General features: G+C 43.8%; 10 protein-coding genes. 5 read left to right on the top strand and 5 right to left on the bottom strand.

All coding sequences use genetic code 11. The features are described 5' to 3' along the window. Positions 1 to 22 precede the first annotated feature (22 nt). From L8S15_RS13340 to L8S15_RS13355, 4 genes are all read left to right on the top strand, one after another. The gene (locus L8S15_RS13340; protein WP_280573518.1) at positions 23 to 1,927 is read left to right on the top strand and encodes a fructose-specific PTS transporter subunit EIIC; all 1,905 of its coding nucleotides are present in this window, start codon (positions 23 to 25) and stop codon (positions 1,925 to 1,927) included. Positions 1,928 to 2,042: 115 nt separating this feature from the next. Further along, positions 2,043 to 3,260 carry a mannose-6-phosphate isomerase, class I gene (gene manA / locus L8S15_RS13345; protein WP_280573520.1) on the top strand — a complete coding sequence of 406 codons (1,218 nt, stop codon included), beginning with the start codon at positions 2,043 to 2,045 and terminating at the stop codon, positions 3,258 to 3,260. A 259-nt stretch (positions 3,261 to 3,519) separates the two neighbouring features. Continuing rightward, entirely contained in the window at positions 3,520 to 3,960 is a 441-nt protein-coding gene (locus L8S15_RS13350; RefSeq protein ID WP_280573522.1) for a PTS sugar transporter subunit IIA, read from the top strand. 13 nt (positions 3,961 to 3,973) lie between these two features. After that, positions 3,974 to 5,386 (top strand): fructose-specific PTS transporter subunit EIIC, encoded by a 1,413-nt coding sequence (locus L8S15_RS13355; protein ID WP_102344526.1) that lies wholly within the window; start codon positions 3,974 to 3,976, stop codon positions 5,384 to 5,386. A 157-nt stretch (positions 5,387 to 5,543) separates the two neighbouring features. Here the strand turns inward: L8S15_RS13355 and L8S15_RS13360 are convergent, their stop codons facing one another. The 3 genes from L8S15_RS13360 to L8S15_RS13370 all read right to left on the bottom strand — a co-directional run bounded on the left by L8S15_RS13360 (position 5,544) and on the right by L8S15_RS13370 (position 10,608). Further along, complete coding sequence (locus L8S15_RS13360; RefSeq protein ID WP_016766994.1) at positions 5,544 to 7,049, bottom strand: bifunctional diguanylate cyclase/phosphodiesterase; 1,506 nt, start codon at positions 7,047 to 7,049, stop codon at positions 5,544 to 5,546. Between the two features lie 226 nt (positions 7,050 to 7,275). Continuing rightward, on the bottom strand, positions 7,276 to 8,478 hold the full coding sequence (locus L8S15_RS13365) for a GGDEF domain-containing protein (protein ID WP_280573526.1): 1,203 nt from the start codon (positions 8,476 to 8,478) through the stop codon (positions 7,276 to 7,278). A gap of 504 nt (positions 8,479 to 8,982) precedes the next feature. Further along, positions 8,983 to 10,608 carry an ABC transporter substrate-binding protein gene (locus tag L8S15_RS13370; protein ID WP_280573529.1) on the bottom strand — a complete coding sequence of 542 codons (1,626 nt, stop codon included), beginning with the start codon at positions 10,606 to 10,608 and terminating at the stop codon, positions 8,983 to 8,985. Positions 10,609 to 10,928: 320 nt separating this feature from the next. Here L8S15_RS13370 and mpaA point away from each other — a divergent pair, with 320 nt between their 5' ends. Continuing rightward, a complete protein-coding gene (mpaA, locus tag L8S15_RS13375; protein ID WP_280573657.1) occupies positions 10,929 to 11,630 on the top strand; it encodes a murein tripeptide amidase MpaA in 702 nt (233 codons plus the stop codon). 103 nt (positions 11,631 to 11,733) lie between these two features. Here mpaA and L8S15_RS13380 read toward each other — a convergent pair whose 3' ends face one another. Together L8S15_RS13380 and L8S15_RS13385 are read right to left on the bottom strand one after the other, a co-directional pair. Then, positions 11,734 to 12,765: an efflux RND transporter periplasmic adaptor subunit gene (locus L8S15_RS13380; RefSeq protein ID WP_016785542.1), complete on the bottom strand. Its 1,032-nt coding sequence runs from the start codon at positions 12,763 to 12,765 to the stop codon at positions 11,734 to 11,736. Beyond that, a complete protein-coding gene (locus tag L8S15_RS13385) occupies positions 12,765 to 13,073 on the bottom strand; it encodes a hypothetical protein (RefSeq protein ID WP_016785541.1) in 309 nt (102 codons plus the stop codon). The genes L8S15_RS13380 and L8S15_RS13385 overlap by 1 nt, the downstream gene beginning before the upstream one ends. Positions 13,074 to 13,143: the final 70 nt, after the last annotated feature.

A 13,143-nucleotide genomic window follows, 5' to 3' on the forward strand; every position in this document is an offset into this window, starting at 1 on the left:
AAAAACAGAGTAGGGGTTCATTATGATCACAACATTGATCAATCAAGATTTGATTAAGCTTTCGCTTAGCGCTGATTCAAAAGAAGACGTATTTAAAGAGCTGATAGACATACTTTATGCGCAAGGTCGAATTTCAGACAAAGCACAGTTTCTTGCCGACATTAAGGCGCGTGAAGAACAAGGCAACACAGGGTTTGAAGAAGGCATCGCCCTGCCACATGCGAAAAGCGCTGCGGTGATCAAACCCGCGGTTGTTATCGGCGTCCATCAACAGGGCATCGAGTACGGCGCCGATGACGGTCAGCCATCAAAACTGTTCTTCATGATTGCCTCTCCTGATGGCGGTGATAATCACCACATCGAAGTACTAGCAGAGCTTTCTTCAAAACTGATTGAAGAAGGCTTTATCGAAAGCTTTATGAATGCTCAATCTGAACAAGAAGCATTAGAGCTACTGCTTAGCAAGCCTGAGCCTTCAGAAACGGAAAACAACGTTGAGAAACAAGGCTTCATCATTGGTGTGACAGGCTGCCCAGCTGGCGTTGCACACACTTATTTGGCAGCTGAAGCGCTAGAGAAAGGCGCGGCGGCTCTTGGCTACGACATCAAGGTCGAAACTAACGGTTCTATTGGTGTTAAAAACAGCCCGACTCAAGAAGAGATCGAACGTGCAGACGCGATTGTCGTGGCTTGTGATAAACAGGTCGACATGGCTCGCTTTGCCGGAAAACGTGTCATTAGCACCAACGTAAAAGCACCAATCAAAGACGCGCAAGGCTTGATTAAGCAAGCTCTCGATGCACCTAGTTACCAAGCTGAACAAACGCCGACCAACCAATCTGTTGCAGAGAAAGCCTCACAAGCGCGTTCAGACCTTTATCGTTACTTGATGAATGGCGTATCACACATGATCCCATTCGTGGTGACTGGCGGCCTATTGATTGCCCTTGCACTGGCGATTGGCGGCGAGCCAAGTGAATCTGGCATGGCGATTCCTGCTGGCAGCATGTGGAACCAAATCCTAGAAGTGGGCGTGGTTGCCTTCACATTGATGATCCCAATCTTGGCTGGCTACATTGCTTACGCGATTGCTGACCGCCCTGCCCTAACCCCTGGCCTTATCGGTGGTTGGATTGCTAACAACGGCTCTTTCTATGGCGCTGACGCTGGTACTGGCTTCATTGGCGCAATCATCGCAGGCCTATTAGTGGGTTACTTCGTTAAATGGATCACCTCGTTTAACTACCACAAATTCGTGCAACCGCTTGTGCCTATCATGATCGCTCCGATCACTGGCTCTTTGTTCATCGCAGGCCTGTTCATTTTTGTTATCGGCGCACCTATCGCTGGGCTGATGGATGCTCTTACTGCACTACTAACGAGCATGAGCACAGGCAACGTGGTTCTGCTTGGCATCGTCCTTGGTGGCATGGCCGGTTTCGATATGGGCGGTCCGTTCAACAAGGTGGCGTTCCTATTCTCAGTCGGCATGATTGCCAGCGGTCAAACTCAGTTCATGGGTGCAATGGCGTGTGCAATTCCTGTCGCTCCATTAGGCATGGCTATCGCAACCAGATTGGGCCGTAAGTTCGACCTGTTCGAATCTTCTGAAATTGAAGCAGGTAAAGCTGCAGGTGCAATGGGCTTAGTGGGTATCTCTGAAGGTGCGATTCCTTTCGCGGCTCAAGATCCGATGTCGGTTATCCCAGCCAACGTGCTTGGTTCAATGACGGCCGCGGTAATGGCGTTCTCATTTGGTATCACCAACAGCGTTGCTCACGGTGGTCCGGTTGTTGCTCTACTAGGCGCAATGAACTACCCAATGCTGGCACTTCTGTGCATGGCATCAGGTGCGGGTGTGACTGCGGTTACTTGTATCGCGCTTAAAAATCTACGCAAAGCCAAGCTAACGACAGCAGCGGCTTAAGCCATTTCAACTCCAATGGCTTGAGCCCTTCTACTCTCCTTTTTTAGTCGCTAATACTTTAGTTACAAATAGGTCGAATAGAACTCAAGCCATGTTTCCCTTCATGGTGATTTCGATGTCTGATTTTTCTTTAGCGAACGATTCGTTCGTACAACGCTTTTTCTACCCTATGACCAACGTGATTCAAAACTACGCATGGGGTAGCCCTTCTTCGTTTAGCCAACTGTTTGGTATTGATAACCAGTCTGGTGAGCCGCAAGCGGAGATCTGGATGGGTGCTCACCCGAATGGTTGCTCAATGGTCACTGATAACGGGCAGCAGACCACATTATCGAGCTTGATTTCTAAGAACCTCAACCTGTTCTTAAGCGAGAAAGTAGCAAGTCGTTTTGGTGAGCTGCCATATCTATTCAAGGTGTTAGCAGCAGAGAAAGCGCTGTCTGTTCAAGTTCACCCGAACAAGCAACAAGCGGAATCTGGATATGCTCTTGAAGAGCAGCAAGGCATTCCGATGACAGCGGGTAACCGTAACTACAAGGATCCCAACCACAAACCAGAGCTGGTGTATGCCCTAACCGACTACACCGCGATGAATGGCTTTAGGTCGATCAACGAGATTCTTGAGCACTTCCATTACCTTGATATTCCCGAACTGCATTCGATGGTCAATGACCTCGCGGGCGACCAAACGCCTAATGGATTAGCGAGCTTCTTCGCGAGCTTATTGTCTTTGCAAGGTGAACAAAAAGGCATGGCGCTGACCATGTTGCTGGTGAAGGCGAAGCTTTCAGATACACCGGTGTTTCAGTTGATTTCAGAACTGGAAGATCAATACCCAGGTGATGTCGGCCTATTCGCACCACTGCTATTGAACGTGATCACCCTAAAGCCGGGGCAAGCCATGTATCTGGATGCCGAAACGCCCCACGCTTACATCAAAGGGACAGGCTTAGAGATCATGGCGAACTCAGACAATGTGTTGCGCGCTGGGTTGACGCCTAAATACATGGACGTGAATGAGCTGGTTTCTTGTACTCGATTTAATGAAAAGCCTGCGGATAGATTACTGCTCAGCCCTATTGAACAAGGTGATGTGATGGAATACGAAATTCCAGTGGAGGATTTTAAGTTCTCTATCGTGCAAAACTCACATCAGCGACGGATCACTACCGAAGGTGCCGAGATCCTACTACCTCTCGACGAATCTATGGTGCTTACTCACCAGTGCGGCGAAACCTGCGTGATAGAGAAAGGCCAATCGGTATTCATTCCTGCTTATGCTGAGAGCTACAAACTGGACTGCGTTGGCCGAGTAGCGCGTGCTTACAGCTAGCTCCCTTAGAACTCAGTACAAAGTCTTACTGCCCTGCTCATGCGGGGCATTTTTGTTTCTGATGAGGCCGCTCGGCGTATCAAAAACATAATCAAAAACACCATCAAATATGACCCATCTCACACTGGATGAATGATGCAAATCACACTTAATTTTGCTTGGTACAAATGTACAGTGAAGGGCTTTTATTTGCTATTTCGCGAATGCCGTTAATCCATTAATTTTAATTCAAGAACTTCAATAGTGAATGAGTTAATAAATGGTCACACAGCTAACTAACGTCAACTTAATTAATAACAACCTTCAAGCGAATAATAAAAAAGAACTGTTTGAAGAATTGGCAAGCATGTTATTTAAAAACAACCGAATCAGTAATAAAGAAGCCTTCTTGGCAGACATTGAAATTCGCGAATCTCAAAGCATTACCTCAATGGACGGCATCGCTTATCCGCACTCAAAAAGCAAGGCTGTCACTGAGCCAGCAATCGCTGTCGGTGTTAAGCGTGAAGGCATTGAGTATGGCGATGAAGACGGCATCAATCCAACCGTGTTTTTTATGATCGCATCACCAGACAACGGTGCTGACCATCATATTTATGTACTACAAGAACTGTTTGGAAAATTCAGCGATGAATTTATTCAAGATATCCATAACGCAAAAGATGAACATCAAATCCTTAATATTTTAATTAATTCATAAGGCGTAGAAAATTATGAGTACCCTAGCAAATCAAGCTACCAATACTAGCAATAAAAATAGTAGTAGCGACTATAAAAAAATCCTTAGTACCATGAAAGGCCATCTGCTTTTCGGTACATCACACATGCTGCCTTTCATCGTAGCCGGTGGTGTTCTATTGGCTTTAGCGGTAATGGCATCAGGCAAAGGTGCGGTTCCAGCAGACGGTTTGCTGGCAGACATCTCTAATATCGGTATCAAAGGCCTTGTTCTTTTCCCAATCATTCTTGGCGGCTTTATTGGTTACTCTATTGCAGACAAACCAGCACTTGCACCTGCGATGATCTCTTCTGGCATCATGGCTGACATGGGCGGCGGCTTCCTTGGTTGTATCGTGGCAGGCTTTATCGCCGGTGGCGTGGTGTTCCAACTTAAGAAGATCCCGCTTTCTGCGAACATGACAGCGCTGGGTGCTTACTTCATCTACCCGCTTCTAGGCACGTTAATCTCTGCAGGTATCGTACTATGGGGCATCGGTGAGCCAATCAAACTGTTCATGTCTTCAATGAACGAGTTCCTAGCTTCAATGGCTGGCGCATCTAAGATGGTTCTGGGCACGATCCTTGGTGGTATGACGGCGTTTGATATGGGCGGCCCTATCAACAAAGTAGCGACCCTATTTGCTCAAACTCAAGTAGACACGCAACCTTGGCTAATGGGCGGCGTAGGCATCGCAATTTGTACACCACCTCTAGGCATGGCACTGGCTACGTTCCTATTCAAAAACAAGTTCTCTAAACAAGAGCAAGAAGCAGGTAAAGCAGCAGCAATTATGGGTTCTATCGGTATCTCGGAAGGTGCTATCCCATTCGCAGCAAACGACCCAATGCGTGTACTTCCTTCAATCGTAGCCGGTGGTATCGTTGGTTGTGTGTTTGGCTTCATGACAGACGTTCTACTGCACGCACCATGGGGCGGTCTAATCACTGCGCCAGTATCAAGCAACATTCCAATGTACGTCGTCGGTATTGCGCTAGGTTCACTGACAACAGCGGTTATCGTTGGTTTCTGGAAACCAGTCGCGGTTGAAACCGAAGAAGACATGGTTGAAGCACCAGTACAAGCTCAAACAGCTCCTGTAGCAGGCGAAGGCGAGTACGACATCGTAGCCGTAACATGTTGCCCTTCTGGTGTTGCACACACCTTCATGGCAGCGAAAGCACTAGAAAAAGCAGGCTTAGCAGCTGGCCTTAAGATTAAGGTAGAAACACAAGGTCAAAACGGCATTCAGAACCGCATCAGCGACCTAGATGTAGCTAACGCGAGACTGGTTATCTTGGCTCACGATATTCAAGTGAAAGACGCTCACCGCTTTGCGAATGCGAACGTGATTGAGTGTTCAACGAAGGAAGCAATGAAGAAAGCTGCGACTATGGTGGCTATCTAAAACCTGAAACAAGTTAGAAGATAAAATTACTACCCCCTAGTAGCTAAAATCCCCATTCGTTTTGTCAGCGAATGGGGATTTTTTATTGGTAGACCGACAAATCCTTCTCGATAATCAGTCATCTGAGTGTCTGTCATATAATATGAAAAGAAACTCGTTATGTTGCTGAACATGGTTCTGTTTCAGAAGTGATACTTTCTTTTAACTGTTTGGACGGCACCGGATAGCCAAGATAATAACCTTGGGCTTGTTCGCAATTTAACGTTTTTAAAATTGACAACTGTTGGGCATTTTCAACCCCTTCAGCCACCACATGAATGCCAAATCCTCGAGCTATATCAATGATCCCAGACGTTATGGCTCTAGAACGATAATCATCTTCTAACCCATTGATATAACTGCGATCAACTTTAATCTCATCAACATCCAACTTACTGAATATACCAAAAGAAGTGTAACCAACACCAAAGTCATCTATCGAAAAAGATACCCCATGCTTTTTTAATTTTTGAACAGCGATTGCACACTGATCTATATCTTTTAAAATAGCGGTTTCAGTGATTTCAAGACAAAGTAAGCGAGCAAATTCGGGGTCCTTTCGTAGATAATTATCCAGATGGTCCATGTCATCCACGCTATTTAGCTCTACCGCTGAAATATTGACCGAGACACTATTAAGGACACTCCCAAGCAAACCACAAGCTCTTAGTTGTACCGCAGTTTTCTCTAGAACTAACGTGGTCAAATCTCGACAAAAATGATTCTCTTCTGCTAGCGCGACAAAGATATCAGGTGAAACAACACCATAGCGTTCATGCGTCCAACGGGATAACACTTCCACACCTGAGACGAGTCTATTTTCAATGTTGTATTTCGGCTGAAAAACAATATCAATCGCTTTGTCATCAATCGCTTTACGTAACTCTTGCACCATTTCTTGACGCTGGCGTTCAAGCTCTGTGAGTTTGGGGTCATGAAATTCAATCGAATTTTTGCTTTTTTTTGCTTCCGTTAAAGCATGGGTCGCTGACGCCATAAGTTGTTTGGCATTATGACCATCCGAAGGAAATAGGGCGGCACCGATACAGCAAGTTGCGTTGGTATTATAACGATAAGCACATTGGTTAAATCTACGATGTACGAGAGCAATGTAGGATTCAATATCTTCTTTATCATTGAGTTTGACTAAACACGCAAAACCATCGGAGTGTACCCGAGACGAAAGCGGTAGATGCTCAATAGGAAGTTCAATAGATCGTGCGATATCTTTTAAAAATGAATTAGTGTTTTCAAACCCAATCTGGTCAGCGACAGATTTGAAGTTATCAATGTCGAGTAAGAAGAGGACATAATGGTCAGTGACCTGGGATTTTTTCAGTCTTTTGTTTAAATATCGATAAAAAACTGATGGGCTATGAAGTCCAGTTACACTATCAAGGTCGTTGGCGCTCTCTAAATCACGATTATTTTTCCGAACCATTATCCACAATAAAGTAGACGTCAGAACGATAAAGATCAGACCTTTGATTGTCTGTGCTAAAGCATGTTCTTGTAAGTCATTTGATAGTGATTCAACCGCAAGATCAGAGAAAAAAACCCATAATGATGACAGTATTAAGTAGCTGAGTACTATATTTACCGGATATCGTTTTATCTTATTCATCGTTAGCTGCTGTCTCTCAATCTAATGTGTCATGACTCATATGTTATAAATTGTCCATAACGTAGCACTAACATAAGTCACAATCTACCGTTCGAGCTTTTATTTTTTAACCTTAGTTTGGCAATTTTCATCACAGCTCTAAGCAAAAAAAACATTTTAAGGTTAAAACATTACAAAAACAATTTGTGAGAATGCTAGGTATCCACTGAACTAACTCTTAGTCAAACTAGGAGTTGCTTACCGCTTTTGTTGGTATCGAGTAATTGTTATGTGACTCTTCAATCACAATGGTATTTCGTCCTTTGAGCTTTGCTTGATAAAGAGCTCTGTCCGCGCGCGCGACACAGTCTTTCCAATTTTCATTTTCTGATAGCAAGCTAATACCAAAACTTGACGTAATTTTCAGGGATGGTTGTTGCTCAAGTCTGATCTTCTGAATCGCCGAGCGTAGCTTTTCTGAAAGCGCAGCGGCTCGTTCCAGGTTCGAATTGGGTAACCAGATAAGAATTTCATCTCCTCCAAGCCGGAAGACCGTATTAGGTAAATCGATTAACATCAATACCGTTGTCGCTAAAGCTTTAATCGCATCGTCACCTACAAGATGCCCAAACTGATCGTTCACTTGTTTAAAGTTATCGATATCCAGTAATACAATGCAAACCGGCTTATAATTCACCTGTACTTGATGTTTTTTTACTGCCTGATCCAGAGCTCGACGGTTCTTTAGTGCCGTAAGAGGATCCTGTTGTGAAAGGCATTGAAGTGAATGTACGAGCCTCGAGTTTATCAACCAAAGCATTGAGAAGGACATAGATACAATAAGAATAATACTTAAAATATACGTATATTCATTTAAGTAGTTCGCGCTGATAAGGCTATTCATCTCGTTCAATGAAAAATGCGTTTTTATAGCTCGAAAAGTCATAAAAAAGCTATAAATAATAAAAGGCAAAGCCATCATATTTACAGCCAACGAAAGATCATTCCTTTTCCCGTTCAGTATCACTATAGCCGAACTTGCGGTTACGAATGCTAAGTAGAGACTCATAACAATAATGCGGTTTTGAATAGACTGTTCGTAATAAGTAAATTGAACAAAACTTACTAAAACCAAAAACAGTGCAATGCGACTATATTGAACAATCTGACGTGAATGACGACGAAAAACAGTCAAACTATGTAGTACCAAATGAAAACCATAAGCAATGGTTAAATTTCCAACAATAATACTCATAAAGTCCGAGATAGAGCCTCTCAAGCTTAATAGTATGGTACCACTGCCAATCACGAACATAGATGATGAAAAAAGGGAAAGCCCCAGGACTTGTTTCTGAGCTGACTGGAATAATAACAAGCCAATACTAAAGATAAGTGAGAATATAATGAAAATTATACTTAGAGTTCTTATATCTAACGGGAAATTATCCATATTTTTCCTTAAATAGGATAGAAAATCATATCATATTGCTTTTATTAAACATGACATGTTGTTTTCTACCTTCCTTCTCTCATTTCAATTTTTCATCAAGCAAATTAAAATGCACTAAACTGCATAGCACCGCAACAATACAGGCGGCCGAGTATAGCAATTTTTAATACAAATCACATCTCTGAACCATTTCTCCTACCTTGAGAGATTTTGTTCTATGGAACGAACTGATATAAGGGTTAGTAAAAAATCAAATAGCTCCATAAGCGATAATCCAGTTCTTTAAGTTACTGCCTTTCTTAGTTAATCCATTATAAATAAAGTGGGTAACAGTTGAAATATGTCACTACCTGAAATAGGGTTAAACAGGTATTTTCAGAATAAGAACATCAGCAGGACATTGATCAGATATTTATGACCAACGTCCCTTTTCTTCTATTTCTTATTTCTATTTTTATACTCAATGCCTTCGCTTCGTCATATCAGAGCTCGCATCAGGATTATCTATTCTTTGATATAAAGATCCTTAGAATAGATGCGCCCTTCAACGTTGTTCTTAGCAAAACCACCGACACTTGGTCGCACTAGGCGGGCCTGCATGTAGTAATAGATTGGCGCGATAGGCGTATCTTCAGCCAGTAACTGCTCGGCTTGATCATAGAAACTTTGGCGATCTTGCTCATTGGTTGCGGCTAATGCGCTGTCCATCGCAGAGTCGTACTTGTCGTTGTTGTAACGAGCAAAATTACCCGATGACTCAGAGCGCAATAGGCTCAAGAAGGTCGACGCTTCATTGTAGTCACCACACCAAGACGCTCGCATTACATCAAAATCACCTTGGCGACGTGATACTAGGTAAGACTTCCACTCTTGGTTTTCCAGCTCAACTTGCGCGCCTAGGTTGCCTTTCAGCATTGAAGCGATGGCCACTGCAATCGACTTGTTCGACTCACTGGTGTTGTAGAGCAATTTGAAATCCAATGGATTAGCTGCATCGTACCCCGCTTCTTTCAGTAGCTCTTTTGCTTTTTGGTCACGTTCCTTTTGAGTCCATGTGCTGTATTCAGGCTGAGTCGCATCAAAACCTGCCGTGTACTCATGGGCAAAAGTATAAGCAGGTAGGTTACCCACCTGAGTGACACCATTGGTGATCACATCACGCATCATTGAATACGATACCGCTTTACGCACTCGTGAATCGTCAAACGGTGGACGCGTGGTATTGAACGCGTAGTAGTAGGTACACAACAAAGGTACCGCGGTAAACGCATCTTGGTATTTGGTTTTAAGCTGCTGCGCCATGTGTGTTGGTACGTCAGACGTGATATCGACCTCGCCCACCGCATAACGGTTAATCGAAGCGTTTTGGTTTTCGAACGGAATGTAAGTCACTTGGGTTAGATTGGTATCTGAGCTATCCCAGTAGTTAGAATTCTTCTTCAGTTCAATCCGTTCGTTAACCACCCACTCATCTAAAACAAAAGCGCCATTCCCCACAAACTGCTTAGGGTCGCTCCACGGCTTATCGCTGTTTTCTAGCGTTGCCTTATGAACGGGCATCATAGATGTGTGACCCGTCATCGCAACAAAGTACGGCACTTTGCTATCAAGATCGAACTTCACCGTGTGTTTATCGACAGCAGAGATACCGAGCTCTTCGACGGGCTTTTTACCTTCTGCTACGTCAGCAATATTGTTGATTTTGGTAAGCTTGAGATACCAAACATTCGGCGAAGCAAGTTTCGGGTCTACCGCACGTCTTATCGCATACACGAAATCATCGGCTGTCACCGGATCGCCATTCGACCATTTAGCATCTTTACGTAGGTGGAATACAAACGTCTGGTTGTCTTCGGTTTCCCAAGATTCCGCAACACCAGGAGTAATGTTGCCATCGCGATCTTGAATCACTAAACCTTCAAATAGGTCTCGTAAAATGTGCATTTCAGGCAGGCCTTCAGCTTTCGCAGGATCGAGTGTCGCCGCTTCTGCATCATTGGCACGAACTAAGTGTTGGTCTTTTGCCAATGAAACACCAGCAGGTAAGGTTTCAGCAACGGCTGTCACTGCGATAAAAGGGGTCAATAGAGATGAAATGAGTAAAGCCGTTGAATGTTTTTTAAAATCCATGTTTGTTTGCTCTCCTAGCCTATCTTTGAAGCAAGTAATAAAATTAACAATGTGACGGTTGACGAGTTTTGACGCTATGGTTTATTAAATAGAGGTCATCTAAATAGTAATTATAGCAATCACAGTAAGTAAGTGTTCAAAAATAGCGCAGGAAAAAAGCTTGAGAACAAGGCGGCTTTTTTCGATAAGTAGTTATTCTACAATCAAAAAATCTAACGACGTTATCGAGATTTTTAACAAGCTAAGGTGAACAGTTATTTACTACGATTGGTTTTACTATTTGATAGTACTTGATCAATCAGGAGATTAAGGTGAGTTTAATTCCAAGAACGGAAAGAGCTGCGTTTTCGATAAAGCCGCTGTCATATGGAAAATCGGTGTTAGGTGCGCCTTTGCTCTACTTCCCCGCACAAATAGAAAGCGAATCTCGCGGGCTGATTTTAGCAGGCACACACGGCGATGAAACCGCTTCTATCGCGGGTTTGTCTTGCGCCCTAAGAAGCTTGCCTGCCGCCAACTTACGACACGATGTGATTCTGTCGATGAACCCAGATGGCAATCAGCTAGGTACCCGCGCTAATGCTAACCAAGTCGATTTGAACCGCGCCTTTCCGACTCAAAACTGGACTGAAAACGGCACCGTCTATCGCTGGAGTTCCCACACACCTGTCAGAGATGTCAAAGTGAAAACCGGCCAAGCCAACCAGCTCGAACCAGAAGTGCAGTCACTCATCAACCTCATTGAGCAACGCAAACCCAAGTTCGTCATCTCTTTCCACGAACCTCTCGCCATGGTCGACGACCCAACTCAATCAGAACTCGCCTCTTGGCTAGGCAAACAGTTCAACCTACCAATCGTCGAAGACGTTGATTACGAAACCCCAGGCTCATTCGGCACTTGGTGCCAAGAAAGAAACCTACCGTGTATTACCGTAGAATTACCACCCGTTTCTGCGGATTTGACTATCGAACAGTATTTGGATGCGTTTGTGGTGGTGTTGGGGTGTGAGGGTATTGTTTAGAGAAACACGTTTGGGATATTTCTGAGTTAGAGAGAGGCGTAAAAGAGTTTCATATTTTTTACGCCTTTTTGTAGATTAATTTAGAGCTAGCTAATAAAAAACACTAAATCGCCAATAGATACGATTTAACAGACGCAAGACGTAAAGTGGCCCCACCAATGATGTCTATAAAACCGAGTATAGGGTAAGGCTTAGACGCACTGATCCATGCTGAGCCTGTCGCGCCAATCGGTATTTTTTTCATCGTTTCTTCATCAATTTCTAAAATAACGGTTCGACCAATTGCTGGAGAGCCCCTTTGAATGTGTGCCGAAACTCGCTGCTCTTGTGGGAGTAAATTTCCTTGAGCCTCACCGGTTGCTTTTACTTTGCTGTGAACTCGAGAGCGGAAAATTTGCCCCGGAAATGTATCAATAAAGAACTCACTAAACTGACCTTTTTCGATATTGGCAAACGCTTGATCAGGGATACGCATTTCGACAAATTTCTTCGATGTATCCCACACATGCAGAGAACCAACTCGAGATCCATCAGCAATAAAAACATGGGTGATCATGCCATTAAATGGCGCTCGAACCGTAAGGCGGTCAAGGTCAAACATCAAGCTTTGTTTCTTAGCGAGCAAGCCATCTTTCTTGGCGTGCAACACGTTCAACTCAGCCATAAAAAACTCAACGTTGTCTTGAGTTTCTTCTAACTCTTTAAGGCTAACATGTTGCTCTAAGTTCTGGTTACGCGATAGGTTTCGCTTAGCTTGGGCCACTTTCACTTCTTGAGCTTCAATGGTTCTATCAATTTCAATCAGACCAGAATCAACCTCAGAAATCGACGCAGAGATCAGATCATCTTTGAGAGTGTAAAGCACTTCGCCTTTTTTCACATCGCTATTGTGATCAACGTATATTTTGTCGATGTGTTGACCAAGTGTTGGAGACATCACAGCATGGGGGGCTTTGACGGTGGTTGAATTGGTCAAATCAATCGGCGAATAAAAACGATGGCCGACAAACAAACTCACCAGTAACAGCAAGCCAATCACAACAGACACAAAGTAATTCTTTGGGGTTCGTTTGATTACATTAAATTTGAATAACAACCAAACCACTAATATGTAGGGGAGCATAATCTCTTTCATTACGAAGCGCCTCTAATCCACTGTTGTAATTTATCCCAGTCCGTCACAATCGCGAGCACCGCAATAATCCAGAGCGGTTTGTAAAACATGCCCAATATGCACAGCCAAAAAATCAACTTGGCCTGAGCCAAACCACGCTCTTTAGCAAGGTGTTTGGGAATAGAATGGACATACCATAGCTTGCTCAATGTCCATACAAGGATGCCCAATGTGACTGCCACAATGAACCACATGAACAACGTCGATTCTAGAATGTTGTAGACCGAAGGATACGCATCGTAAACCAAGGTAGTTGGATGAATCTTCATACGATTTCCTAAATTATCATCCCGTCTCTAAGGCAAAGCCATTGGGACTATTCCAATCACTTAAGCACTT

It is taken from the genome of Vibrio sp. S/42/10, assembly GCF_029890535.1.
Classification (GTDB): domain Bacteria; phylum Pseudomonadota; class Gammaproteobacteria; order Enterobacterales; family Vibrionaceae; genus Vibrio; species Vibrio cyclitrophicus.

Coding starts and splice junctions, on each gene's coding strand:
- L8S15_RS13340 (WP_280573518.1), top strand. CDS start 23: ATGATCACAACATTGATCAATCAAGATTTGATTAAGCTTTCGCTTAGC.
- manA (WP_280573520.1), top strand. CDS start 2,043: ATGTCTGATTTTTCTTTAGCGAACGATTCGTTCGTACAACGCTTTTTC.
- L8S15_RS13350 (WP_280573522.1), top strand. CDS start 3,520: ATGGTCACACAGCTAACTAACGTCAACTTAATTAATAACAACCTTCAA.
- L8S15_RS13355 (WP_102344526.1), top strand. CDS start 3,974: ATGAGTACCCTAGCAAATCAAGCTACCAATACTAGCAATAAAAATAGT.
- L8S15_RS13360 (WP_016766994.1), bottom strand. CDS start 7,049: ATGAATAAGATAAAACGATATCCGGTAAATATAGTACTCAGCTACTTA.
- L8S15_RS13365 (WP_280573526.1), bottom strand. CDS start 8,478: ATGGATAATTTCCCGTTAGATATAAGAACTCTAAGTATAATTTTCATT.
- L8S15_RS13370 (WP_280573529.1), bottom strand. CDS start 10,608: ATGGATTTTAAAAAACATTCAACGGCTTTACTCATTTCATCTCTATTG.
- L8S15_RS13380 (WP_016785542.1), bottom strand. CDS start 12,765: ATGAAAGAGATTATGCTCCCCTACATATTAGTGGTTTGGTTGTTATTC.
- L8S15_RS13385 (WP_016785541.1), bottom strand. CDS start 13,073: ATGAAGATTCATCCAACTACCTTGGTTTACGATGCGTATCCTTCGGTC.